General features: G+C 46.5%; 17 protein-coding genes. 8 read left to right on the top strand and 9 right to left on the bottom strand.

Annotation, left to right across the window (positions count from 1 at the left end; translation table 11 throughout):
• Nucleotides 1–169: 169 nt before the first annotated feature.
• From Q4Q54_RS14675 to Q4Q54_RS14640, 8 genes are all read left to right on the top strand, one after another.
• Entirely contained in the window at nt 170–2,212 is a 2,043-nt protein-coding gene (locus tag Q4Q54_RS14675) for a DUF1302 domain-containing protein (RefSeq protein ID WP_311988807.1), read from the top strand.
• 13 nt (nt 2,213–2,225) lie between these two features.
• Entirely contained in the window at nt 2,226–3,590 is a 1,365-nt protein-coding gene (locus Q4Q54_RS14670) for a DUF1329 domain-containing protein (RefSeq protein ID WP_311988806.1), read from the top strand.
• 54 nt (nt 3,591–3,644) lie between these two features.
• Complete coding sequence (locus Q4Q54_RS14665; protein ID WP_311988805.1) at nt 3,645–4,661, top strand: YCF48-related protein; 1,017 nt, start codon at nt 3,645–3,647, stop codon at nt 4,659–4,661.
• 32 nt (nt 4,662–4,693) lie between these two features.
• Nucleotides 4,694–7,009 carry an MMPL family transporter gene (locus Q4Q54_RS14660; protein WP_311988804.1) on the top strand — a complete coding sequence of 772 codons (2,316 nt, stop codon included), beginning with the start codon at nt 4,694–4,696 and terminating at the stop codon, nt 7,007–7,009.
• 264 nt (nt 7,010–7,273) lie between these two features.
• Complete coding sequence (locus tag Q4Q54_RS14655; protein ID WP_011846980.1) at nt 7,274–12,118, top strand: NAD-glutamate dehydrogenase; 4,845 nt, start codon at nt 7,274–7,276, stop codon at nt 12,116–12,118.
• A 63-nt stretch (nt 12,119–12,181) separates the two neighbouring features.
• Nucleotides 12,182–13,201, top strand: coding sequence for a quinone-dependent dihydroorotate dehydrogenase (gene pyrD, locus Q4Q54_RS14650; RefSeq protein WP_311988803.1), 1,020 nt, complete (start codon nt 12,182–12,184; stop codon nt 13,199–13,201).
• A 200-nt stretch (nt 13,202–13,401) separates the two neighbouring features.
• Nucleotides 13,402–13,935 carry a cell division protein ZapC gene (locus Q4Q54_RS14645; protein WP_011846978.1) on the top strand — a complete coding sequence of 178 codons (534 nt, stop codon included), beginning with the start codon at nt 13,402–13,404 and terminating at the stop codon, nt 13,933–13,935.
• Between the two features lie 609 nt (nt 13,936–14,544).
• A complete protein-coding gene (locus Q4Q54_RS14640; protein ID WP_259522649.1) occupies nt 14,545–15,168 on the top strand; it encodes a hypothetical protein in 624 nt (207 codons plus the stop codon).
• 175 nt (nt 15,169–15,343) lie between these two features.
• Here the strand turns inward: Q4Q54_RS14640 and Q4Q54_RS14635 are convergent, their stop codons facing one another.
• The 9 genes from Q4Q54_RS14635 to hisB form a co-directional block, all read right to left on the bottom strand.
• Nucleotides 15,344–15,679 carry a YdbL family protein gene (locus Q4Q54_RS14635; protein WP_006081899.1) on the bottom strand — a complete coding sequence of 112 codons (336 nt, stop codon included), beginning with the start codon at nt 15,677–15,679 and terminating at the stop codon, nt 15,344–15,346.
• Nucleotides 15,680–15,703: 24 nt separating this feature from the next.
• Entirely contained in the window at nt 15,704–15,922 is a 219-nt protein-coding gene (locus tag Q4Q54_RS14630) for a YnbE family lipoprotein (RefSeq protein WP_006081898.1), read from the bottom strand.
• Nucleotides 15,923–15,935: 13 nt separating this feature from the next.
• Complete coding sequence (locus Q4Q54_RS14625; RefSeq protein WP_311988802.1) at nt 15,936–19,376, bottom strand: YdbH domain-containing protein; 3,441 nt, start codon at nt 19,374–19,376, stop codon at nt 15,936–15,938.
• 326 nt (nt 19,377–19,702) lie between these two features.
• Complete coding sequence (locus tag Q4Q54_RS14620; RefSeq protein WP_311988801.1) at nt 19,703–20,890, bottom strand: aromatic amino acid transport family protein; 1,188 nt, start codon at nt 20,888–20,890, stop codon at nt 19,703–19,705.
• Nucleotides 20,891–21,433: 543 nt separating this feature from the next.
• Complete coding sequence (gene hisIE, locus Q4Q54_RS14615) at nt 21,434–22,075, bottom strand: bifunctional phosphoribosyl-AMP cyclohydrolase/phosphoribosyl-ATP diphosphatase HisIE (protein WP_311988800.1); 642 nt, start codon at nt 22,073–22,075, stop codon at nt 21,434–21,436.
• Between the two features lie 134 nt (nt 22,076–22,209).
• The gene (hisF, locus tag Q4Q54_RS14610) at nt 22,210–22,983 is read right to left on the bottom strand and encodes an imidazole glycerol phosphate synthase subunit HisF (RefSeq protein ID WP_006081894.1); all 774 of its coding nucleotides are present in this window, start codon (nt 22,981–22,983) and stop codon (nt 22,210–22,212) included.
• On the bottom strand, nt 22,965–23,702 hold the full coding sequence (gene hisA, locus Q4Q54_RS14605) for a 1-(5-phosphoribosyl)-5-[(5-phosphoribosylamino)methylideneamino]imidazole-4-carboxamide isomerase (RefSeq protein ID WP_259212399.1): 738 nt from the start codon (nt 23,700–23,702) through the stop codon (nt 22,965–22,967). The genes hisF and hisA overlap by 19 nt, the downstream gene beginning before the upstream one ends.
• A gap of 70 nt (nt 23,703–23,772) precedes the next feature.
• Nucleotides 23,773–24,552 carry an imidazole glycerol phosphate synthase subunit HisH gene (gene hisH / locus Q4Q54_RS14600; protein ID WP_311988798.1) on the bottom strand — a complete coding sequence of 260 codons (780 nt, stop codon included), beginning with the start codon at nt 24,550–24,552 and terminating at the stop codon, nt 23,773–23,775.
• A gap of 31 nt (nt 24,553–24,583) precedes the next feature.
• Complete coding sequence (hisB, locus tag Q4Q54_RS14595; protein ID WP_226058467.1) at nt 24,584–25,675, bottom strand: bifunctional histidinol-phosphatase/imidazoleglycerol-phosphate dehydratase HisB; 1,092 nt, start codon at nt 25,673–25,675, stop codon at nt 24,584–24,586.
• Nucleotides 25,676–25,757: the final 82 nt, after the last annotated feature.

Raw genomic sequence — 25,757 nt, 5'->3', positions numbered from 1 at the left:
TCAACTGCTGGCACAAATGTGTCTACATGCTTAATTCTTTAGAAAATTTTCTCTAACTGCGCCTTGCCCAAGGGGATTAATTGCTGTAACAATGATGTTACCTGTGAGCTAACAAGATGTTGGTTGTAATTCCTAAAACAAAGAATCCAGCAGGGTACGGAGAGCTAAAATGAAAATTGTTAAAAATAGTTTTAACAAATCGGCGCTTGCTTTGGGGGTGGCGTCGGCATTGAGTTTGTTAATGATCCCAAGCGTTAATGCAATATCTTTTGATTGGGGAGAGGTTGAGGGCACATTTGACTCAACTTGGACTGCTGGTGCGAGCTGGCGTGTTGGGGCGCGCGATTGGGAAGGTCAAATTGGTAAGGTGAATCAACCCCAATTCGATTGGTCTAATTACAGCGCATTTGGCAATACAAAATATACTTCAGCTGAGATTTGGGCCCAGCCTGGGTCGTATTCCAGCAACAATGACTTAAGTAACTTACTTTATTCTCAAGGCGATACTACGTCTGAGATCGTCAAAGGTTTGCATGAATTATCGTTGAAATACAAAAACTACGGTTTATTCGCCCGCGGTATGTATTTTTATGATCGTAAACTGAACGATGGCAATTATGACTACAACGATCCGATCACGGGTAAAGAATTTGACCCTTGCGAAGATAGCCGCGCTTCAGAAGTACAATGTAAAGATATCCGTTTATTAGATGCGTTTGTCTATGCCAACTTCGATTTGAATGAGGGTGCGAATCCATTATCTATTCGTGTTGGTAATCAAGTGGTGTCATGGGGTGAAAGTACACTGATTGCCCATGGGATCAGTGAAATTAACGCCGTGGATTTGAACATTCTTAACGCACCTGGTGCTGAGTTAAAAGAAGCGTTTAGACCGCAAGGTATGGTGTGGGCATCCCTTGGCCTGACAGATTCGTTAACGGTTGAAGCATTCTATCAATATGATTGGCAACCTATTTGGGTCCCAACTCCGGGCTCCATTTTTGCGACTAACGATTTTGCCGGTTTTGGGGGTTATGCTCAAAACGCTCAGCTTGGTTTTAACGCTAACCCTGACATCAACTTAGATTTTGTGATGCAAGAATATGAGCGTTTAGCGGGCATGATCGCCAGCGGCCAATCTATTCCGACGCAGCAATTGGTTTCTATGGCTTTAGCCTACCCAACGAAAGTGACGCTAGTGCAGGATGAAGAAGAACCAAGCAATGATGGCCAATACGGTATCAAGCTGGGTTATTACGCGCCTGAGCTAGGTGAAACCGAATTTGGTTTCTATTTCATGAATTACCATAGTCGTCGTCCACTTATCAGTGGTACTGCTGCCGACTTTAGCACGGGTGCATTGTTATCTGACTTGGCGACGGTAGGCCAAAACTCGGGCAACATTAACCGTGAATTGCTGCTCAGCCTGAAGAGCTTCTCTAAGGCGCAAATCGTCTATCCAGAGGATATTAAACTCTACGGTTTCAGCTTCAACACCTTGATTGGTGATACGTCTGTCGCGGGTGAGATTGCCCATCGTCAAGATGAGCCACTGCAGATTGATGACGTTGAGTTGCTGTTCGCCGGTATGCCACAACAGTTAGCCAATGCGGGGCTTCGTCCCGATCTTGATGGTATTTCACAGATTAAAGACGTTCAACCGGGTGAAACCGTGGATGGCTTTATTCGCGTTGATACCACACAGGCGCAGATGACTTTCACCCATCTATTTGGTCCAACCTTAGGTTTAGATAACTTAACTATGTTGGCCGAGGTTGGTGGTGTGTGGATCCACGATATGCCTGGTTTCGATGAGCTACGTCTCAATGGTCCTGGTACGTCACGTTCTGGCGGCAATCCAGATATGCCAGGCATCATTCAAGCCTTGCACAATGGTCCTGAAACTAACCCGTTCCCTACTGACTTTTCTTGGGGCTACCGTTTAGTGGCAAAAGCGGATTTCAACAACGTTTTCGCTGGGGTCAATATGTCGCCACGGGTCATTTTCTCCCATGACGTTGACGGTATTACTCCAGATCCTATGTTCCTGTTCACGGAAGGACGTAAGTCTGTCGCGCTAGGCGTTAACTTCGATTATCAAAACCGTTGGGGTGCAGATATCTCCTATAACAATTTCTTTGGCGGTGTCGGTACGACGAATGCGATGGCAGATCGTGATTATGTTTCATTCAATATCAAGTATTCGATCTAAAAGGACTCAAACAATGAAGAAACTGACGATATTGGCGAGTGCAGTGATGTTTGCACTCGTAGCGCCAGTCGCTATGGCTAAGGTATCAGAGGCTGACGCGGCTAAACTTGGCAATGAGCTCACCCCTTTAGGTGCTGAAAAGGCGGGTAACGCTGATGGTTCTATTCCTGCGTGGGATGGTGGTATCACTAAGCCTGTGGCGGGTTATACCAAAGGGATGCATCACCCAGATCCTTTCCCTGAGGATAAGATTGAATTCACCATTACCAATGCTAACAAAGCGCAATATAAAGACTTTTTAACACTGGGTCAGATGAAGTTGTTCGAACTTTATCCTGATACTTACAAGATGAATGTGTATAAGACTCGCCGTAGCGCATCTGTGCCGCAGTTTGTCTACGATGCGACTAAAGCTAACGCGACACGTGCAGAATTGATTGCACAGGGCAATGGTATTTCTGGCGCTGCTATTGGTATTCCATTCCCGATCCCTGCAAATGGCTTAGAAGCGATTTGGAACCACATTTTGCGTTTTCGTGGTATCGACATCGAGACTTCCCGTAGTCAAGCAGCACCAACGGCCGATGGAAGCTTTAGTTTGGTAGAAACGGCTGAGGAAATTCGTTTCGAGTATTCTCGTCCTGAAATGACTTTAGATCTGCTTAAAGCCAGCAATACGCTGTTCTACTTTAAGCAAGTGGTAACTCAGCCAGCCCGTTTAGCAGGTACTGCGTTATTGGTGAAAGAGACCATGGATCAAGAGGCCTTGCCACGCCAAGCTTGGACCTATAACACAGGACAACGTCGTGTCCGTAAAGCGCCAAACGTCGCTTTCGATACACCGGGTACAGTGTCTGACGGTCTGCGTACGACGGATGATTTCGACATGTTTAACGGCTCTCCAGTGCGTTATAACTGGGAACTGGTTGGCAAGAAAGAAATTTACATCCCGTACAACGATTACAAACTGCACTCAGACAAGCTGAAATATGACCAAATCTTAAAACCTGGGCATGTTAATCCTGAGTATGTTCGTTGGGAAAAACACCGCGTATGGCAAGTGAAGGCGACGTTGAAAGACGGTATGCGCCACATTTACAAAGTGCGCGATATGTACCTTGACGAAGATTCATGGCAAGTGTCGATAGCCGATCTCTACGATAACCGTGATCAGCTGTATCGTGTGGCTGTTGCACATGGCTTGAACTACTACGAAGTGCCAACTCAATGGGACACGCTGGAAGTCTTCCATGATTTGCAATCCCGTCGTTATCTCGCCATGGGTTTAGACAACCAAAGTGGTATGTATAACTTCGATGCCAAACTGACTGAAGCTAACTTTACCCCCGATGCATTGCGTCGCGAAGGTATCCGTTAATACGCCACAAATAAAGGGGCGCTCTGCGCCCCTCATTAGTTTAAGGAAGTTTGTATGTCGTTTCGCATCCTTCAGTGTGTTGCTGCATTAAGTTTCGGTGGCGCTTTTTTCCCTTCTACGTTATCTGCAACCCCCTCTGATCCGATTTTTTCTCAAATTCAACCGCTTGCGGCTTCATCCTTGATTTTAGATATTGCCAACGTGGGCAAAGGGTTAGTGGCTGTGGGTGAACGCGGTCATGTTCTGGTGTATGACGGCAGTTGGCATCAAGTGGCGACGCCCGTGAGCTCGCAGTTGACCAAAGTGTTTTTCCTTAATGACAAACTCGGCTGGGCCGTGGGCCATGATGCGACCATTTTACATACTCAGGATGGCGGTCAAACTTGGCAGCAGCAGATGCATTCGCCCGAGATTGAAAAGCCATTCCTCGATGTGGTCTTTTTAGATGAAAAAATGGGTATCGCCATTGGGGCTTACGGTTTGTTTTATCGCACCAACGATGGTGGCGCCCATTGGAGCGACGAATTCCATGAAGAGCTGTTAGCCGAAGAAGATGTGTCCTATTTAGCGGAGTTGAAAGGCAGCGATCAATCAGCCTATGTGAGCGCACGCGCTTCATTATTGCCGCACTTTAATCGTATTTTAACCTTGACTAACGGACGTTTATTACTGGTCGGCGAGTTGGGTTTAGTTGCCGTTTCAAGCGATCAAGGCCAAACGTTTGCGCGTACCAGTTTTGATTACGATGGCTCTATGTTTAATGCCATTGAAACGAAAGATGCCGTGTATGTGATGGGCCTTCGCGGTCATATATTCAAAGCTGACGTGAGTTTAAGCCAGTGGAATGAAATCGAACTGCCCGTGCAATCTTCAATCAATGGGGCGATGTCAGTATCGGACGATGCGGTTTATCTCGTGGGCAATGCAGGGATAGTGATTAAGCTGAATGGGGATGATACCAGCAGTATTGTCACTCGTCGCCAAGGGGAAAACTTAGTCTCTATTGCGAAGGATAATCAAGGGAATATGTGGTTATCCGGCAGCCAAGGGCTGTTTATTCTTAAGCCATAAAATTTTAAAACTACAATAACAGGGCCGAGAAGATGTTAGAAAAACTGGTCAACGGATTTGAGTCATTTTTATTTCGCAATCGTGCGTGGGTCGTCGGCATTTTTGTGTTTTTGACGTTGTTTTTAGGCTTTCAAGCCAGTCAACTCAAAATGGATGCGGCCTTCATAAAAAACATTCCACTGCATCACAGTTATATGCAGACCTACCTGAAACATCAAAAAGATTTTGGTGGCGCCAACAGCATTATGGTGGCGGTGGAAGACACCAGCGGCAATATTTTTAATGCGAACTATTTTGATACCTTAAAAAACGTGCACGATCAGCTGTTTTTTATACCTGGGGTTGATCGCGCGCAGGTGAAATCGATTTTTTCGCCTTCCACTCGGTTTACCGAAGTCGTTGAAGATGGTTTTGCTGGCGGGCCCGTTATTCCTGCGGATTTTTCGACCTCAGTATCTGGGCTCGAAACCGTGCGCGATAATATTGAAAAAGCGGGCATCGTTGGCCGATTAATTGCTAACGATTACAGTGCGGCCATGGTGTCGGCGCAGTTAATGGATTTTGACCCACAAACAGGTAAACCCTTAGATACCATTGCCTTTGCGGCGCAGCTCGAAAAAGAACTTAGGGGCAAGTTCGAAACCGACAAGGTTAAAATTCACATCATAGGTTTTGCCAAGATGGCGGGGGATGTGGCCGATGGTGCTAAGGGCGTATTGCTGTTCTTTGTGATCGCCATTTTAATCACCGCCGTCATGGTTTACCTCTTCTCTAAATCGATCATTCTGACCGTTTTACCCCTAGTCTGCAGTTTAACCGCTGTGGTCTGGCAGCTTGGTTTATTGACTGTGATTGGTTTTGGTCTTGATCCCATGTCGATTCTGGTGCCGTTTTTGGTATTCGCCATCGGGGTCAGTCACGGGGTGCAGATGATCAACGCGGTAAGGCGCCGCGTGATGGACGGACAAACCACCAAAGCGGCGGCTGCTTCGGCATTTCGTAGTTTATTAGTACCGGGCGGTGTCGCATTACTGTCTGATACTGTTGGTTTTATTACCCTGTTGTCGATTGATATCGGAATTATTCGCGAGCTCGCGATTTCGGCATCACTCGGTGTGGGCGTGATTATTTTCACTAACCTTATCCTGTTGCCTTTGGTGATTTCTTTTACTGAAATCAAAGTCAATAAAACCGCAGAGCCGACGGCTGAAGAAGTCCGCACTAAAGCGATTTGGCATTTCTTAGCACGTTTCGCGACGCCTAAATACGCTGTGGTGGTGATTATTGCCACTGTGGTGTTGTATTTTGCCGGTCTGCAACAAGCCAATCAGATGAAGATTGGTGACTTACAGGGCGGGGCGCCAGCGTTACACCAAGATTCGCGCTATAACCTCGATACCTTCTTCATCACAGATCATTTCTCCATCACTACCGACGTGATGACTGTGATTGTTGAGGCGGCGCCCGAGGCTTGTACTTACCACGATGTGCTGACTCAAATTGATGAGTTTGAATGGTTAGTGCGTAATACGCCTGGGGTCGAGTCGACTGTGAGTCTGGCGTCGGTTGCTAAAAAAGTGAACGCAGGCTTTAACGAAGGTAATCCAAGGTGGGAAGTGCTGCCGCGCACGACCGCGAGTTTAGTGCAGGCCATTGGCCAAATTCCGACGACCTCTGGTTTGTTAAATGGCGATTGTTCTGTCATGCCTGTGTATCTGTTTATGAAAGATCATAAGGCAGAAACCATAGAAACTGTGGTCGCTAAGGTGAAAGCCGTCGCCGCGAAAATGGATAACGACAAGCTGCAGTTTAAACTGGCATCGGGTCCTGTAGGCGTGATGGCTGCGACCAACGAAGCGGTAGCTGAAGCGCAATTACCTATGATGTTATACGTCTATGGTGCCGTGTTTGTACTGTGCTTAATCAGCTTTAAATCCTTGAAAGCGACTGTGGCGGTAATTATCCCGCTGTATGTGGTGTCGACATTGGCGCAAGCCTTGATGACGCAACTGGATATTGGCTTAGCAGTCAGTACCTTACCAGTTATTGCGCTGGGTGTCGGTATCGGTGTGGATTACGGTATTTATATCCTCTCGACCATGTCGTCTAAGCTCTCGAACGGTATGCCAGTGCAACAGGCATACTATGAGGCGTTGGTCGAACGGGGCAGTGCGGTGATCTTTACTGGCCTCACATTGGCGATTGGTGTCAGCACTTGGTTCTTCTCGGCACTTAAATTCCAAATGGACATGGGAATATTGTTAACATTCATGTTTGTGGTAAATATGCTCGGTGCCATAATTATCCTTCCTGCATTGGCCGCCGTTTTCTGGCGCCAACCTAAGTAGGGTCTACGAATGGGGAGCTTAGCTCCCCATTTGTTTTTGAATACTTAGTCTGCTTTATCGATTGTTTGGTCATTTGTCATTCATTGTTTACGCGAATACTGGATTTCAAGAGGATGTACCACTAAAATTTTCCTCGAAATACAGCGGTTTTAGTAATAAACTTCGCGCGATGATCCAGATCACATTAATTTATCTGAGATCGTTAAGCCGAAGCATCCAAATAATGAAAAAAGCGCTGCCATAGACGCTTAAGGAAACAGCAACATGGCCTTGAAAGATGCAATGCCTTCAGTACTACTTGAAAATGTAGTCAGTTTAATTCACGCTAAAGTCCCTAATTCACAAGCCAAGCAAGTTGAACAGTTCGCCACCTGCCTTTATGCCCACATGTCGAAAGACGATCTCAATGCGCGTAATGACAGTGATTTATACGGTGCGGTTCTCAGTTTATGGAACGCCCTGAACAAAACGCCAAAAGGTAACACTCACTTACGAGTGTTCAACCCTAGCCAGGCCAAACACGGCTGGCAATCTACCCACTCGATCATTGAAGTTATCCAGCCTGACATGCCATTCTTGGTAGATTCAGTTGGTATGGCATTGAATCGTATGGGTATTACTGCTCACATGATGTTACACACTCCGCTGGCCATTGAGCGTTCAGATAGCGGTGTGACCAATGTCACTTATCTTAATCAGAGCCCAGAAAGCACTGAACATGTCGCCGTATTCTTGATTGAAATTGACCGTCAAAGCAGCACAGTCGATATCAAAGCATTAGAGCGCGAAATTCAGTCTGTGCTTGCCGATGTTGCTTCATCAGTCAATGACTGGGAAGCCATGTCTGCCAAGTTGGGTGAGATGATCAAGGAATTGCCAAAACGTCCGTTCCCGGGCGATAAGCAAGAGTTAGAAGAAGCGATTAACTTCCTGACTTACTTGAATAATCATCACTTTACGCTGTTAGGTTACCGCCAATACGATTTGAATCGTGTCGAAGGTGACGTTGAGTTAGTGCCTAATATCGCCTCTAGTTTAGGTTTGATGAACAAGCACACTAAAGCGCAACCTGAGCAAGGTTTGTTGCTATCTAGCTTCTCCGATAGCGCCCGCAAAGAAGCCTTAGATCACAGCTTGTTGATCCTCACTAAGAGCAGTGCCAAGAGCCGCGTACATCGCCCAGCTTATGTCGATTATATCGGCATCAAGCGTTTCGATAAGAAAGGCAATGTGGTTGGTGAAGATAGATTTATCGGTTTATATGCGTCAAATCTGTATAACCGCAGCCCACGTGAAATCCCACTGCTGAACGAAAAAGTCCAGCGTGTGTTAGATCGTTCAGGCTTAACCCCACGTTCACACGACTATAAAGCCCTGCTAAACATTCTAGAGAATTTACCTCGTGACGAGCTAATTCAAGCTAATGTTGATGATTTATCGCACATGGCCCATGGCGTGTTAGAAATGCAAGACAGAGACAAGCTGAAACTCTTTGTACGCAAAGATGGCTTTGGCCGTTTCTTATCCTGTTTAGTGTACGTTTCTAAGGATCGTTACAACACTAAACTCCGCCAAGATACTCAACGTATTTTGGCCCAGCATTTTAACAGCAAAGAAGATGTAGAGTTTACGACTTATTTCTCCGAGTCGACGCTAGCCCGCACTCACTACATAGTCAAAGTTGATAACAATAATATGGATGTAGATGTGGCTGCCATAGAGAACAACTTAATAGAAGCGGCACGTTCGTGGGAAGATAAGTTAAGCACTGCGCTTAACAGTGCACTCGGTGAAGAAGCTGGCACTCATCTGACAAAGCGTTATTTCAATGCGTTTGAGCAAAGCTATAAAGAAGATGTATTGCCAAGCTCTGCCGTCGTTGACATGCAACAGCTCGAAGCACTGGATGACGAACACAAGCTCGGCATGTTGTTCTATCAACCGCAGGAAGCTGCGCTGAACGACAACAAAGTGCGTTTAAAGCTATTCCATAAAGATGAGCCAATTCATCTTTCTGACGTGCTGCCAATGCTGGAAAACTTTGGTCTGCGCGTGATCAACGAGCGTCCATATGAAGTCACGACCTCAGACGGTTCTACCTTCTGGATCTTAGACTTCTTGATGACAGTTAAAGTCGTCAACACAGACAATATCGCTGATAGCCAAGACAGATTCCAAACTGCACTGTCACAAGTGTGGCAAAAGAAGTTAGAAGATGACGGTTTCAACCGCATTATTCTGGCGTCAGGCTTAACGGGCCGTGAAGTCTCGGTACTGCGCGCGTATGCCAAATACATGCGTCAAATCGATGCGACGTTCAGTCAGTCTTATATCGAAGAAACCTTCGGTCGTTACCCACAAATCGCTGATTTGTTGGTGAAGATGTTCATCCGTAAATTCAATCCAAAACTCAAGACCCGTACTCTGGGCAAGTTTATGGAACAGATCAATTTACGTTTAGACGAAGTGTCTAGCTTAGATGATGACCGTATTATTCGTCGTTATTTAGACTTGATTAACGCCACTCTGCGTACCAACTTCTACCAACAGGATGCTAAAGGCGAATCTAAGAGTTATATCTCGTTTAAATTCATGCCTTCACTGATCCCTGAAATGCCACGCCCACTGCCGAAATTCGAGATCTTCGTTTATTCACCACGGGTTGAAGGTGTGCATTTACGTTACGGTAAAGTGGCCCGTGGTGGTCTGCGTTGGTCAGATCGTCGTGAAGACTTCCGTACTGAAGTACTAGGTCTGGTAAAAGCACAGCAAGTGAAAAACACTGTGATCGTGCCTGTGGGTGCTAAAGGTGGCTTTGTTTGTAAACAATTGCCAACCGAAGGCGGCCGTGAAGCTTTCTTCACCGAAGGTCAAGAATGCTACCGCATCTTTATCCGTGCTTTGCTCGATATTACCGATAACATTTTGAACGGTGAAATCGTCCATCCATTGGATGTGGTTCGTCACGATGAAGATGACCCATATTTAGTGGTCGCAGCCGATAAAGGCACAGCGACATTCTCTGATATCGCGAACTCGATTTCTCTTGAATACAACTTCTGGCTCGGTGATGCATTCGCATCAGGTGGCAGTAACGGTTATGACCATAAGAAAATGGGTATCACGGCCAAAGGCGGCTGGGAATCTGTTAAACGTCATTTCCGCGAAGTCGGTATTGATTGCCAAACCACAGACTTTACCTGTTTAGGTATAGGTGACATGGCGGGCGACGTATTCGGTAACGGTATGTTGTTGTCTAAGCACACTAAACTGGTTGCAGCCTTTAACCACATGCATATCTTTATCGATCCAAATCCGGATACGGCATTAAGTTATGATGAACGGGCGCGTTTATTCGCTCTGCCACGTTCAAGCTGGGAAGACTACAACAGTAAGTTGATTTCTAAAGGTGGCGGTATTTTCCTACGTTCATCTAAATCCATTCCATTATCGGCAGAAATTAAGCAAATGTTGGCCACAGAGAAAACCTCTATGACCCCAACTGAGCTGATGAAAGAACTGCTGAAAATGCCAGTGGATTTGATCTGGAACGGCGGTATCGGTACTTATGTGAAATCTGCACGCGAAACCCATGCTGAAGTCGGCGATCGTGCCAACGATGCATTGCGTGTCAACGGTGGCGAACTGCGCGCTAAGATAGTCGGCGAGGGCGGTAACTTAGGTTGCACTCAGTTAGGTCGTATCGAATATGCGTCTAACGGCGGCCGTATCAACACTGACTTCGTGGATAACGTTGGTGGTGTGGACTGTTCAGATAACGAAGTGAACATCAAGATTTTGCTGAACGCTATGGTAACTGAAGGTGAACTAACGTTGAAACAACGTAACCGTTTACTGGAAGAAATGACTGAAGAAGTCGGCCACATCGTACTGCAAGACTGTAAAGATCAAACGCGTACTATCTCAGTGACTCAAGTGCGTGGTGCTGAGCAGTTAAAAGAGCAGATCCGCTTTATCCAGTATCTGGAAAAAGAAGGCAAGTTAGACAGAGCCTTAGAGTTCTTACCGTCTGACGACGAATTGGCTGAGCGTTTAGCCAGTGGTCGTGCATTAACACGTCCTGAGCTATCAGTACTGGTTGCCTATGCGAAGATGGTGCTGAAAGAGCAATTAGTGACGCCAGAAATCACTGAAGATACGCTGTTAAGCCAATTGCTTATCGCCTATTTCCCGAAAAAACTTCAGGAAAAATACAGCGACAAAATGGCAACCCATCCACTGCGTGGCGAAATCATTGCGACCTCACTCGCCAATGAACTCGTTAACGACATGGGCTTGAATTTTGTTCAACGTATGCAAGATGAGACAGGTGCCTCAGTTGCTGATGCGGCAATTTGCTATACTATGGCCCGCGAAGTATTTGGTTTAGCTGAATTAACTAAATCGATCACTGACTTAAACGGCATAGTTCCTGCTGTGGTTCAAGGTGAAATGCTGCATCAGTTACGCCGCAATATGCGTCGTGCTAGCCGCTGGTTCCTCCGTCACCGTAACCGCACTGGTAGCATCGAACAGACAGTTGCCTTCTTCAAACCCGTATTTGAACAAATTAAAGATAACGTTCATTTATATCTGGTCGAAGAAGAAGCGAAGGGTATCCAATCTGAGATCAATGCTTTGGTCAAAGAAAACGTACCACAAGCTGTGGCAACCATTGTGGCTAACATGAGCACCTTGTTCTCTGCCTTAGACATTGCCCAAATTGCCCAAACAGAAGATAAGACAGTTGCGCTAGTGGCTGAAACTTACTTCAAACTCGGCGCCCGCGTTGAGCTGCACTGGTTCTTAGAACAGATCAGCGCTCAACCTGTGGCTAACCATTGGCAAGCACTGGCTCGTGCCGCCTTTAGGGAAGAGTTGGATTGGCAACAACGTGCATTAAGTTCAGTGGTACTAAGAACCTGCAGTGCAACCTGTGATGCCGAAAGCGTGATTTCTCAGTGGATTGAGATCAATCAAGGCTTATTGGAAAGATGGTTCCACATGCTAGCTGACTTCAAAACGTCGCAAAGCCATGAGTTTGCTAAGTTCTCTGTCGCCCTACGTGAACTTAACCTTCTGATCCTTCACTGCGAAGGCCAAAAGTAAACTTATTATAACAATCAGAAGCCCTGGCGATCGCCGGGGCTTTTTTTAGGTCGAGGAAAGTACATGTTTTATAAAATCGCACAGAAAGTCATGTTTCAGATGGATCCTGAGCGAGCTCACCATCTTGCTATAGGCAGTCTAAAAATGACCGCCAATAGCCCGTTAACGTGTCTGTACGGACAAACGATTGCACCGGCTCCCGTGAGCGTTATGGGGCTGACTTTTCCTAACCCAGTGGGACTCGCTGCGGGTATGGACAAGGACGGCGAATCGATTGATGCCTTTCATGCGATGGGATTTGGTCATGTTGAAGTGGGCACTGTGACCCCAAGACCACAACCTGGTAATGATTTACCCCGCCTATTTAGATTAAAGCCTGCTAAAGGCATTATTAATCGCATGGGGTTTAATAATAAAGGTGTCGATAATCTGGTCAAAAATTTGATCGCTAAAAAGACCGATATTATGGTTGGCGTCAATATTGGCAAAAATAAAGACACGCCAGTAGAACAAGGTAAAGACGATTATTTGATCTGCATGGATAAAGTTTATCTCCATGCGGCTTATATTGCGGTGAATATTTCATCACCCAATACCCCAGGATTACGATCGCTACAATATGGCGATCTATTAGATGAATTATTGAGCGCAATTAAAGCCAAGCAACTTGAATTGGCCGAAAAGCATAAAAAATACGTGCCCATCGCGCTTAAAATTGCTCCAGATTTAACCATCGAAGAAATTGAAAATATCGCAGAGGCGCTGATTAAAAACAACTTTGATGGCGCAATTGCGACCAATACCACTTTAACGCGTGATGGTGTTAGCGGTCTTGCCAACGCCAATGAAAGCGGCGGCTTAAGCGGTAAACCGCTGACAGAGCTGTCTACCAAAGTGATCAAGCAGTTAGCGATATGCTTGAAAGGGCAGATCCCGATCATCGGCGTGGGCGGCATCAATAGTGCCGAAGATGCCTTGGCCAAATTTGATGCGGGCGCCACTATGGTGCAGATTTATTCGGGTTTTATTTATCAAGGTCCGAAGTTAATTAAAGAAATTGTGAATGCATACCGCTTAAAATAATGATCTTAAGATCAATGTAACGATCTAAAATAAGATCTTATTCTTTAACAGCGATCTAAAAGGATCCCTAGATCGCTGTTAAGATCCTATATTAGATCGACTAAGTAACTGTTAAATAATTTGTATTTTATTATTTTTATTTTGATATTGGATAAAATATCTACTATTATGTCCCAGTGTTCAAATATTGGGTCACCGTTATGTTATTAATGCCACAAAAAGATTGGCAATGGAAATATAACGATTCGTATGGTGTTTTAGGCGTATCGTTAGGTTCCGAGATAGAATTTCTGACGTCTTATAAAGCAAAATTACTCATTCCAGATGCCTTATCAAGCATGGAATTTAATATTGCGCACGCCAAATTCTATATGAGCTTACTCGATAGATTACCTAAAACCCTGTCTTTGTCCGATGCTGCAATTGTTCAAATTGCCCTCAATGCCACTGCAGCCCATTTTATGCTGACACCGCAAATGCCTAAATCATGGTTTTTTGATACCAGTGATGTCTGTGTTTATAGCGATGTGGGTAAAGTCTTCGAGCTTAAATGCCAAAAGCAAAGAGTGCTCGCCCTCGTGGTTGAAAATACCCTACAGTCCGCGCTAGTGATGTTATTGTCACCTGAATGTGTCTTGTCGGGCGCGAAAACCATGGCGCAGTTTGAAACCATCAAAGTGATGCATAATCGCTTACACCCACTGCGTGCGCAGCGCCACGTGGTTGCGGCATAGCGTGGTTGCAGATCAATAGTCATTATTGGTTTTTGATATCTACCATTAGCCATACATCACGATTGCTTTTGATATTAACCACTTGCTGATAATTCGCTCAAATCCCCATGGCGTTAGTGCGCTATACGTACTCTTTTCTGCTAAGAAAGCCTTTTCCTAAAATTAGTCACGTGAATCTTCGACACCTTTCTATCGAATGCTACCCAACGATAATTTGTGAGTCTTATTACTCTTTATTGGCTCTGCTTTTAGTATCAAACTCACTACGCAGTCTGGTTTGCCATGGTTTTGACTCGTCGACTCGCAGCGAGTCCATCCTTGGATGCTCGACCGCCCCGTCCATGGGGCGGACGGTCGTCTCGCTAATCACCATGGCGCACCTTTCAGCATTTGCGTAGTCTGTTGATTCAAAAGGCAAGTGCCAACATTGAACAATTGATGGATCACTAAATTTTTCTAGCTTTGTAGTATTTTAGTGCCTAAGTTACTTACGCTGACTCGCCGTTACTTGAATCCAAGCCAAAAGTGCATTATGTTCTTGTTTTACAATGGGTGGTTGGATTTTCGCTACTAAAATTTAACAGAATGAAATATTTAAGAGGTTAATCTTTGGAATTTCAAATTGAGTCGTTCTCTAGTCATTACAATGTCAAAATTAATGAACAGCAATCATCGGTGATGATTCATGATTTACATACCGGCAAAGAATTGAGTCTAGATTTGAATGAGTTTGAAAATGTTAATCCCTCACATCAGTTAGAATCTATATTTGGTCTTGATTGTAGAACTATTCACTGTGACATAAAGAAAGCTTTATCAACTCCTCCAGTTTCAACCGTATTAGATGAAACCTTGATTATCGGTGTCTTGGATTTGATGCTTCAAGATTATAGGACTATTTATGGTAATAATTTATCTACCCTCAAGTCTCGGGTTTACCATGCTGCTGCAGTAGACTTTTGGGAAAAAATTCCAGGTATTGTGCAGCGTCATGGATATGTTACGGATAATAAAATTATGGACGTCGCAAAAGAACTTGAGCATAGAAGGCTCATTGATTTTAATGAGGCTCGTAAGGGATTTATATTGACAGAGTTAGCTTTGGCCCCGCCAGTAATAGTAACAGATACCAACTTTATTGATAAGGCAAACGCATTTTTTAGTAAGCATCAATTTTTAATGGCAATACTAGCATTAATTGGTTTAGTGTTTACTGTAATCGGTTTTTTTTAAGTATGTAAATAATGATGCGCCACGCTTAACTGCAACTTTATCTCAAGTGTTGAAGAGTATCTAGGTTTATGTGGCACCACATGATGACAGATGCAACAAAAACGCCTGCTATTGCAGGCGTTTTTGTTTATTTCTATTCGCTTTACTTTTACGTGCTAGAGCCTTAGAAAGCAGACTACTTTTTAATCCATTTGCCTTTGGCATCTTGCACATAGTTGCCTTTATCTGTGGCGGCTATGGCTTTTTCGCCGGCGAGTTTAGCGACGTCGGCGGGGGAGAGTTTGTTCTTCTTGGCGATGGTTTCGTAGTGGGCGCGACGTTTGTTATTTACGTCGTCCATCACGGCTTTGGCTTCGGGATTGGCTTGCACTAATCCTAAGTAGCCGTTGGCTTGTTCGCCTAAATAGCCCTGTGATTTAGCGTCTTGAAGTGACATGGCAAAAGCACTGAGGCTTAAGACGCTGAGGGTTAATAGCAATAATAACTTTGTTTTTAGTCGGATTGATTTCATGGTGATTCCTCAATTCTTAATAAATTAGAACAGCTTATCGTCTGACAGGAGTTGATCTAATTCCTTATCCACTTTGATCCGTATCTCATGTTCAATTTTCACATTGAGATTGATAACGATAGGTTTATCCGGCGGTTCTATTTTTACTGTGGGCGCACAGCCCTGCAATGCGGCGAGTGCGAACAATGCGACAAGCGCGCTGCGGGCACCTAGGCTAACTTGCTGTAATTGAATTATCTTCACTGAGGTTTCCTTGTTACTTCACTGATTTTTCGATTCTGTCCTGCAAGTCATTACCAATTTGCAGACTTCTAAATAATTGCAGCATGTTCTCTTCATGAGAGTAATTCAAGTGAATAGGACGTTCAACCCCTTGGCTGCGGCCTTTCACTTCGACGAGTAGCTTAGCATCACCGGCTTGGTCCATGTCAAAGCTGCTCGATAATTGACTGTATTGTAAGTGTTCTAGCGTCGAAAAGACAAAATCTAGGTATGGCTGGGATTGGCGCATTTGTTCAACCGCGGGATTACCCGAAATGGCGATTAAGCCACCGGGGGCACGGGCGGCTAATTGACCGCCTGTGATCGAGACTTTGCCGTTGATTAAGTCTACGGGTAATACGCCATCGAATATGCCATCGGCATAGACGCCAATTTGCGGTTGAATGCGCAGAACCTCTTCCAGACTCATGGCCTGCAGCAGCAGATACGCATGGGATTTATCCTGTAACTTAAGATTAAATTCTGGTAGCAGGAACTGGCCGCTGAGCACTTTACCTTTGGCGGTCATGGAAACATCGGTGTCACTTAAGCCTGTGAGTTGTTGTATCCAATTGTCGGGCAGCTTCTCGGCATCTTTACCAAGGGCGATATCGGCTTCCACTTCGATATCGGTCAGCGGAAAGCCAGGATCAAACAGGTTAAAGGTCATCAGTGTCTGCGGACAATTGAGCCTACTGAGACTGCTAAAATAGCCTTTATCCTGCTGTTTTTTATGAGATTGGCCCCAAGTAAACTCACATTGCGCCTGCAGTTTCCCCCCCTCAAAGGTGGTGTCCTTATAAAAACCTTCTAGTTCGGTCATCGACTGGGTAATTTGCATGGCAAATTGGGTCTGATCGCGCTGTTGGGTTAAATTAAACTGTGCCTGTAATTGGTTATGACCCGTGACATTAAGCTCAGCAGGCAAGGGCTGGGTTTGATTGAGCAAGGACAGCGCCTCGGTCATGCTAGTGTCGACAACCCATTGCCCCGTCAGCACTAAAGGTTTGCTCGCAGTGGCAAGGTTCAGCTTGTGTTGGCTTTGCAGCTCAACAGTGCCCACTTGCCAGTGCTCATCACCAAAGAGCATGTTATTTTTCCAATTTAAGCTTTGTGCCAGCGTTAACTTGTCCAGCTTGAGTACGGTTTCTTTGCGGCTGCGACCTTTGCTGCTGAGCTGCTTTTCGATATTGAGCTGATTGGCTTGCCATTCAAGCTGATTCTGCCAAGTGGCTGTGAGCAGCGAGTCGAGTGGGGCTTCGACCTCGGGCTTAAACTCAAATGACATGGCTTTTTGTAATGCAATCGAGAAACTGCCCGCGCTCATGTCGGTTTTAGTTGTGATGCTCGTGTTTGTGCTTTTGTCAGCGCTAGCTTCTGTCACTTTCGTTTCAACAGCAGCCGTTTCACTAACAACCGTCTGTGTGGTTTGCGAAAAATGCAGCTGCTCCAGTGCCAAGTTCAAAGGCGGTAAGGCCAGTGTTAATTGGTTTGCAGTATCGGACGCGGGCACTGAAGTTTGTGCTGAGCTGGTATTTGAGTTGCGCTGCGAGCTTACGGTAAGCGGTGCAAGGGCGTTTATTGTGACACTGCCAAGGCTCACATCGGCATGTTTAGCCGCATTGTTATCTTGAGCGCTGAGCTGTTTAAGCTCGCCCACAGTGAACTGCAGCGTGTCGCCGGCATTTTGCTGTGTTTGGGTCGCAGCACCGATAGGCGTGGTAATGAATTGCCAGTCGGTTGAGCTTAGTGTCCGATTAAAGCTCAATCTGCCCGCAGTGGTTAACTGGCTGCTATTCCAGCTGAGATCTTGGGGCATATTCGCCCACAATTCAGATAATTGCAGTGAGCTCGTTTGTTTAGCGTTAAGGCGCCAATCTGTTTTGAATGACAGCGTTTCGGCGGACTTGACCAGTTCAACATTGGCCAAATCGATTTGGGTATCGAGTTTACTGCCTAAGGTTTTTAGTTGAATTAGGGGAAGCTTGAAGCTAAGCGGCTTATTATCAAGCGGCTCATTCTTAAGCGGTTGACTCTGTGCATCTTGCTGGATTTGAGTCAGCGGATAATGCAGGGCTTCACTTAATGTCAGCGCGATCCCCACTGGTGCATCTGTGCTTTTGAGCCCTGACAGCAGCTTAGCGATTTGACCTGCTGTTTGACTTGCAACTTGTTCCGGCACTTGCTCCGAAGCGGACTTGGCTGCCGAGTTGGATGGAGGCTGAGACAAAGGCTGAGTTAAAGGCTTAGCCAGCGTCTCATTGAGCAGCTGCATCAATCGCTGTTGCTGGGCTGCATTTGGCGTCAAGGCTAAGGTAAAGGGCTCAAGGCTTAGGTCAAGTTCGGCTAAATGCCCAGCAATATTAAATGCTAACTTAGGTTTTGATACCAACTCGGGTTTTGGCGCAAGTTCTAGCGCCGCCAACTGATTAAAGGTCAGCTTAGGATCAATTAACTGGTGCTGGCTGATAAGCTCGCCCGAAGTTAATGTAATACGGCTGTCGGACACTAATTGACCTTGTAGATCAATCGCTAACGCTTGCCACTCTTTATCAAGCTTAGTTAACGGGCTCAGCACACTGTCTTGCGCTTGCCTCAGGCTGATTTGATGCAAGCTTGTAAGCAGCGGCGCGAGTGCAATTTGACTTGCCAGTTGCCACTGTTGGGCTGTGAGTGTGGCTTTGAGTTTGGCGATGCTTTCACCTTCGTGGCTAAACTCGCTGTTGATTTGCCCCGCGCCGTTAAGGCTCAACTTGTCCATCACCAAACGATAGGCGGGTAAATCATTTTGGGTGTCGAGATGGCGAGCTTTGAGAATAAGGCTGGTTTTGCCGATATCGATGAGGGGTAATGATTTGATATCTAAGGCCAAGGCGGGGCCTTGTTCATCGATGGCATTTCGATTGGGTAAAAATAGCGATTGCCCTAACTCGACTTCAATATCACCTGTGGAGATTTGGGTGATTTTTTGAGTGAGGTAAGCGATTTGGCTGAACTGTTTCAGCTCGGCAAAGCTCTGCGGCCAGTCAAGTTTTAGCTGGATACTCACATCATTAAGCGTGATATGGCTGTCATGCACCCTAAGATTGGCAGAAGTAATGCGCCAATGTTCTAACTGACTTTCCCCTAATTCAATGTCAATCAGTTCGCTGTCCATGCCTACGAGGGCAAAGTTTGCCGCCTGCATGATCAGTTTTTCAGCCTGGGTATTCACAATCCAAACAGTTAACGCCACCCCCGCCAAGATGCCCGTTAAGCTGGTCGCCAATAAAGTCTTTTTCAGGGGGAATTTACGGCGGCTTTGTGTTGCAACATGAGTATCCGTCCCAGAACCTGCAGCACCTCTGTGAGGGCCAGCGGATGTCTCCGTTGCCTCGTGTTGAGGTGCCTTGCTATCAGAAGCACTGCTACGGCTTGGTTTGTTGTGGATTGGCATTGGGTTCGATTTCTTTCCTTCTTCACTGAGCCCTGATCAAACTCGTGCCTTAGCATTGAACAAATACAATCACGCCTGCTTTGCATCGGTATCTTGCTGAGGTACTTTTTTAGTCACTGACTCTAGGAGCCGTCTTCTTAGCCGCTGTCGCAGCGTGCACGAGCATCAGAGGCAGTTTAACACTCAAGGGCTTAGCTGACTAATGTGAAAGGATCATCGAATAGACAAGAGCCCGCTGTCAATAGTTGAAGCTTTACAGGCTCTTGTACCTAATCTGTTATTCGAGCTAGCGAATAGGGCTAGTGAATAGGGCTAGTGAATTAGAGCTAGCTAAACATCTGCGCGGCGATAACCACGATACCGCAAAGTGTGGCGAGCATTAAGGCAAACTTGCCGCCCGCGACCCGATATCCCGTCGGCATATTGGCCGCATCTCGCTCCTGGCGCTGTGTCCACACCATGGCCACAGGTAGAAAGATAGCGAGGATCACCAGCGCAATCGCTGCGTAACCCAAGGCTGTGATAAAACCTTGTGGGTAGAAGAGGGCAAAACCTAAGGGCGGTAAAAAGGTGATGGCAGCGGTCAAACTACGACCAGAAAAATTATCCTCACGTCTTAAGGTTGAGGCCATAAAATCAAACAAGCCTAAACTCACCCCTAAAAACGAAGTCGCAAGGGCGAGATCGGCAAACAAACTGATCGCACTGCTTAAGTATTCGCTGTGTAGTACGCTTGCCAGTTGATTGATAAAGCTCGATAAACTTTGGTTTTCGAGCAATTGGCTTTGGCTCAATACGCCTTGGCTACCTACTTGCCACAAAAGATAAATGACCAGAGGTAAGGCCGAGCCGAGCAGCATGATCCTGCGCAGGGATTTGACCTCAACGCCTAAGTAGCGCACCACTGATGGAATCGAACCGTGGAAACCAAAGGAGGTAAAAATCACCGGAATAGCCGTGATAATTAAACCTTGGTTAAGTGGGAGTTCGAGTAAATGTGGGCTTTCTACCTGCGGCAGTAACAAGGCCAACATAAGCAATAATGCCAATAGCTTAAGGGCAAATAAACCGCGATTGATAAGGTCCACACAGTGGGTTCCCATGCCCACAATCGCCCCAATCAGCAGGGTAAACAGGATCGCGCCCGCCTGTGGTGGCAAACTTAGCCCTAGCCAAGTGCTCAGCTTTTGGTTCACTTGCTCACCGCCACCGGCAATGTAGGCGGCGCAAAGGGCGTACAGTAAAAACATCAAGGCGCTATTGGCGATCAACTGGCCTTTACGGCCCAATAAGCGTTGCGCCAAGTGATTAAGGCTGGCATCGCTGGGGGCGAATTGATGGATTTCCACCATTAGCAGTGCCGTGTAGGCCATTAGCGCCCATAGGATCAACATGATGGCGGAGGACGTACCAAAACCAAGTCCCGCCGAAGCGATAGGCAAAGCCAGCATACCCGCGCCGATTGTGGTGCCTGCGATAAGCAGCAAACTGCCGAAAATTTTATTCTGTGTCATAACATGATCTCAAAAGCGTGTTGCAAGAAAATGAGCTAAAGATTTGATCCTAAAGCAACTGTCTTAAAGGATTTTGATGCGCTTCAAGCACAAAATGATTTAAGCAAATGAGACAGTGGCGCTCAGCGGATCCGAAAGGATATGGCCACAATGGAAGGTCAGGCGAGGGAGCCTATCTATGCCATTGCGGCTACAGATAGGGATAATAAAAGGGTGTGAAACACATAAAACTTGCCTTAGCGTGTGTTGAGTAAAAACGGATAAGTGTTTTCCATGCCTTGCCTTAATAACCTAACGGCAACGGAGGCTACCATAGGGAGTTGAGGTGTACTTGTCAACCATTACGGCAGTATTTTGTTTGTTTTTTGTCATATGGCTAAGCTGGAAGACATGCCTAACTCACACTGAGTTTATGGTCAACGAGGGGAAGGAAAGAGGAGTTACCTAGATTTATGGCAAGATAACAAATGCCGCAGACTTGGCTTAAGTGTGCGGCATTTCTAGATGTAAGCGACCAGCGTGATATCAGAGCCTGTGAGCCGTTTATGCTTTGCTCTGCAGTGCCTTTTGATGTCTTGCCAGCAAGTTTGCTGTGATGTCACTGAGGCTTAAATCTTGATCTTCAAGCAATACCAACAAGTGATAGATAAGATCTGAGGCTTCGTTAACCAGTTCTTCTTTATCGTGGGTCGCAGCGGCAAGGGCGGTTTCAAGGCCTTCTTCCCCGACCTTTTGGGCTATACGTTTAGTGCCGCGCGCAAATAAAGACGCTGTATAGCTTGAATCGGCACTTTGCCCTTTACGTGAGGTGATTAAGCTGGCGAGATTGTTCAAAAATGGGTGTGCATTGTCATCTAACCAGCAACTTTCGGTGCCTTTGTGGCAGGTTGGGCCGTTGGGGATCACTTGCACTAACAGGCTGTCGTTATCGCAGTCTTTATCGATAGCCACCAATTTTAGCGTATTGCCTGAGGTTTCCCCCTTAGTCCACAAACGCTGTTTTGAGCGGCTGAAAAAGGTCACATCACCTGTGCTTAAGGTTTTTTCCAGCGCGGCTTTATCCATATAACCGAGCATTAATACCTTGCCCGATAAGTGATTTTGGATCACGGCAGGAATAAGTCCATCCTGTTTGTCCCAATCCAGCTCGCTAAAATCCGATTTAGTGTGTGTTTGCGTTGACATAGTGTTCACTCTTAATTTGTTGATGCTTTTTAGCGACGTATTGTGGTTGCTAGCTCTTACTCATGCTCTTACTGTAGCTGTAGGCGCCATTAGCTCGCTATTCACGATTAACCGCGAGCGGCTAATTGCAATAGCTAGCGCCTAATCGCAATGCCTTCGGCCGCTAAATAGGCTTTTAACTCACCAATGTTGATAATCGCCTTGTGGAATACGCTCGCTGCCAGCGCCGCATCGACCTTGGCTTCAATAAACACATCGCGAAAATGCGCCATAGTCCCAGCGCCGCCCGAGGCAATTAAAGGCACATCGCAGATGGCGCGAACAAGACTTAACTGCTTGATATCGTAGCCGCCGCGCACGCCGTCTTGGTTCATTACATTCAGCACGATTTCACCACAACCTCGTTTTTGCACTTCTTCAACCCAGTCTTGGGTAAACCACTGCGTATCCTTAGTCGCCGCTTCATCGCCAGTAAATTGCTTTACCTTATAGCTGTTGCTGGTGGCATCGAAAAAGGAGTCGATGCCAATCACGATACACTGGCGGCCGAACTCGTCCTGCAGGCGTGAGATCAAACTCGGATCGGTTAAGGCGGGCGAGTTAATTGAAATCTTATCCGCCCCAAAGGCTAATAATTCTCGGGCTTGGCTAATTGTTTTAATGCCACCTGCCACGCAGAAGGGAATATCAATCTGCTCGGCCACGCGGCTCACCCAAGATTTATCGACCACACGTTCGTGGGCGCTGGCGGTAATGTCATAAAACACCAGCTCATCGGCGCCTTCTTCGGCATAACGCGCGGCTAAGGGCACGATATCACCGACAATTTCGTGGTTACGAAACTGTACGCCTTTCACTACTTTACCGTCTTTGACATCTAAACAGGGGACTAGTCGTTTGGCCAGCATTGGATTGCCTCCACCACGTTAAACTGATTGATAAGCAAGGCTTTGCCTATAATGATGCCCGCCGCGCCGCTATCACGCACGGCGGCAACATCCTCAAGGGTTGCAATACCGCCGGAGGCTTGCCAAGCGATATCGGGATAACTCGCGGCAATTTCTTGATAAAGCGCGGTATTCGCGCCCGTTAAGGTGCCGTCACGGCTAATATCAGTTACTAGCGCATGCTTTAAGCCGACCGCGCTAAAGGTTTCTACGAGGGATTCTAAACTCTTACCGCCGCCACTTTGCCAACCGGATACGGCGACAATTTTCTCGCCGCTTTGGTTGATATTGACATCGAGTGCGAGGCAAATCGCTTCGCTGCCGTATTTGATAAACCATTGTTTGACTAACTCAGGTTCTTTCACCGCCAGTGAGCCAATCACCACGCGTTTTACGCCGATAGCTAATAATTCAGTGACTTGTTCTTCCGTGCGAATCCCACCGCCAACTTGAATATTAGCGTTTAGTCCCGCCACGAGTTGACTGATAAGGAGAGTTTGGCGTTTAGCGGGATCTTTCGCACCTGTTAAATCAACAATATGTAACCACTTCGCGCCTTGTGCCTCATAGGATTGCAGCTGCGCCAAAGGACTTAAATCAAAGGTGGTCTGCTGGCCGTAATCACCTTGATAAAGGCGGACAACATTGCCATCAATTAAATCAATCGCAGGAATAATCATAGGTTCACATCCTTGATTGATTTGTTTATAAATGATTCATTAGTAACTGTTTTTTTAATAAGTAATTTATTCATTGGTCAGCCTTCTTTACACCCGCTTGGCCTTGCAGCGCTTCGTTCATCAGAGCTTTGTTCATCTGTAACTCGTCCATCTGTAAAAAGTTACGCAGAATTTGCGCGCCCACGGCGGCACTTTTTTCGGGGTGGAACTGCACGCCCATAAAGTTGCCTTTGCCGATGGCGGCGCTAAAGCCTTCGCCATAAGTACATTCGGCTAAGGTGAATTCGCTCAACGGCGCGCGGTAACTGTGGACGAAATACACATAGCTGCCATCTTCAATACCCGCAAACAGCGGGTGAACGTTAGGGCTGTTGGCGCCTTGTGAGTTTGTTGTTAGCTTAAGTTGGTTCCAACCCATGTGTGGCAAAGGTAAGCTTTCAGCTTTGAGTAACTGCGTATCCAGCTCACAAATGTCGGTTGGGATTATGCCTAAGCACTCACAATCTTGACCTTTGCCGCCGCGCTCCTTAGAAATCGCCGCTAACATTTGCATGCCAAGGCACACGCCTAGTACCGGTTGAGTCAGGCCTTGAATGAGTTCGACCAAGCCTTTTTCATGTAAGGACGCCATGGCGACACCCGCTGTGCCTACACCCGGCAGCACCACACGTTTTGCCGCTTTGATTTTAGCTTTATCGTCAGTGACCAATACCTTAGCGCCTAAACGCTCGAAGGCGAAACGTACTGAACTTAAATTGGCGCAGCCCGTGTCTATGATGACGGTTTCAGCATCTGATGATTCATTTGCTGTTAATTGCTGACCAGCTGTTAATAGAGTGTCTTGTTGCATCCTAACCTCTTAAACGATTTATGCTGATGCCTTAAAGCACGCCTTTGCTCGATGGCAGAATATCGCCTTCGACTTTAACTGCTTGGCGTAGCGCGCGGCCGAGCACTTTAAACAGGGCTTCAACCTTGTGGTGATCGTTATCACCTTCGGTCGACACATGCAGCGTACAGCGCAGGCCATCGGCGAAGGAGCGGAAGAAGTGTGGCACCATTTCAGTGGCCATTTCGCCTACGTGCTCACGCTCAAAATCGGCCGAGAATTTGATAAAAGGACGGCCAGAGATATCCAGCAGGCATTCGCCCTTGGCTTCGTCCATCGGCAGGCTAAAGCCGAAACGGGCAATGCCGCGTTTGTCACCGAGCGCTTGGCGCAGGGCATCACCTATGGCTAGCGCAGTGTCTTCGACGCTGTGGTGATCGTCGATTTCTAAATCGCCATCGACTTTCACATCCATTCTAAAATTACCGTGGGTGGCAATTTGATCGAGCATATGGTCGAAAAAGCCAATGCCAGTGTCAATTTTACCTTTGACTGAACTGTCGAGATCCACAGTCACACGAATATCGGTTTCTTTGGTGGTACGCACGACCGTTGCGGTGCGGCCTTTATTGAGCAGCGCATCGGCGATGGCGTTCCAACCTAAAGTGTCGCGTTGATATTTCAGGCTTTTAATGCCCATGGCATTGCCCAACTCTACATCGGTTTCGCGATCGCCAATCACAGCTGATTGGGTGAAATCGATACAGCCTTGGGTGAGATAGTCTTTTACTAGCCCAAGCTTAGGTTTACGGCAGCTGCAATTTTCATCGTTAAAGTGCGGGCAAATCACCACATCTTCGAAGTTCACCCCTTGGCTTTTGAGGATTTGCATCATCATATTGTGGGGCGCGTCGAAATCTTCCTGCGGGAAAGACGGTGTGCCAAGGCCGTCTTGATTGCTGACCATGACCAAACGAAATCCTGCCTTTTGCAGACGTAGCAAAGCTGGGATCACCTGTGGCTCGAACACTAATTTAGCCAGACTATCGACCTGTTTGTCGGTGACGGGCTCTTCAATCAAGGTGCCATCGCGGTCGATAAACAGAATTTTTTGTGCAACGTTCGGGATAAATTGTGGGTTCATGGCTCTACCTTCAAATTCAATTCGTTTAGCTAATGCTTAAGCTGATTTTACCTTCAGCGCGGCATTTGCTTTTTATTAGTTT

The organism is Shewanella sp. SP2S2-4 (assembly GCF_031932025.1).
Taxonomy (GTDB): domain Bacteria; phylum Pseudomonadota; class Gammaproteobacteria; order Enterobacterales; family Shewanellaceae; genus Shewanella; species Shewanella baltica.
The sequence above is the reverse complement of the archived record's forward strand: the minus strand, read 5'-3'. Positions and strand labels throughout refer to the sequence as shown.

Bases quoted from the DNA above. Each gene is read 5' to 3' on its own strand.
- Q4Q54_RS14620 (WP_311988801.1), bottom strand. From the start codon at position 20,890: ATGACACAGAATAAAATTTTCGGCAGTTTGCTGCTTATCGCAGGCACC.
- Q4Q54_RS14655 (WP_011846980.1), top strand. From the start codon at position 7,274: ATGGCCTTGAAAGATGCAATGCCTTCAGTACTACTTGAAAATGTAGTC.
- hisF (WP_006081894.1), bottom strand. From the start codon at position 22,983: ATGCTGGCCAAACGACTAGTCCCCTGTTTAGATGTCAAAGACGGTAAA.
- hisB (WP_226058467.1), bottom strand. From the start codon at position 25,675: ATGAACCCACAATTTATCCCGAACGTTGCACAAAAAATTCTGTTTATC.
- hisH (WP_311988798.1), bottom strand. From the start codon at position 24,552: ATGCAACAAGACACTCTATTAACAGCTGGTCAGCAATTAACAGCAAAT.
- hisIE (WP_311988800.1), bottom strand. From the start codon at position 22,075: ATGTCAACGCAAACACACACTAAATCGGATTTTAGCGAGCTGGATTGG.
- Q4Q54_RS14625 (WP_311988802.1), bottom strand. From the start codon at position 19,376: ATGCCAATCCACAACAAACCAAGCCGTAGCAGTGCTTCTGATAGCAAG.
- Q4Q54_RS14660 (WP_311988804.1), top strand. From the start codon at position 4,694: ATGTTAGAAAAACTGGTCAACGGATTTGAGTCATTTTTATTTCGCAAT.
- Q4Q54_RS14675 (WP_311988807.1), top strand. From the start codon at position 170: ATGAAAATTGTTAAAAATAGTTTTAACAAATCGGCGCTTGCTTTGGGG.
- Q4Q54_RS14645 (WP_011846978.1), top strand. From the start codon at position 13,402: ATGTTATTAATGCCACAAAAAGATTGGCAATGGAAATATAACGATTCG.
- Q4Q54_RS14635 (WP_006081899.1), bottom strand. From the start codon at position 15,679: ATGAAATCAATCCGACTAAAAACAAAGTTATTATTGCTATTAACCCTC.
- Q4Q54_RS14665 (WP_311988805.1), top strand. From the start codon at position 3,645: ATGTCGTTTCGCATCCTTCAGTGTGTTGCTGCATTAAGTTTCGGTGGC.
- hisA (WP_259212399.1), bottom strand. From the start codon at position 23,702: ATGATTATTCCTGCGATTGATTTAATTGATGGCAATGTTGTCCGCCTT.
- pyrD (WP_311988803.1), top strand. From the start codon at position 12,182: ATGTTTTATAAAATCGCACAGAAAGTCATGTTTCAGATGGATCCTGAG.
- Q4Q54_RS14670 (WP_311988806.1), top strand. From the start codon at position 2,226: ATGAAGAAACTGACGATATTGGCGAGTGCAGTGATGTTTGCACTCGTA.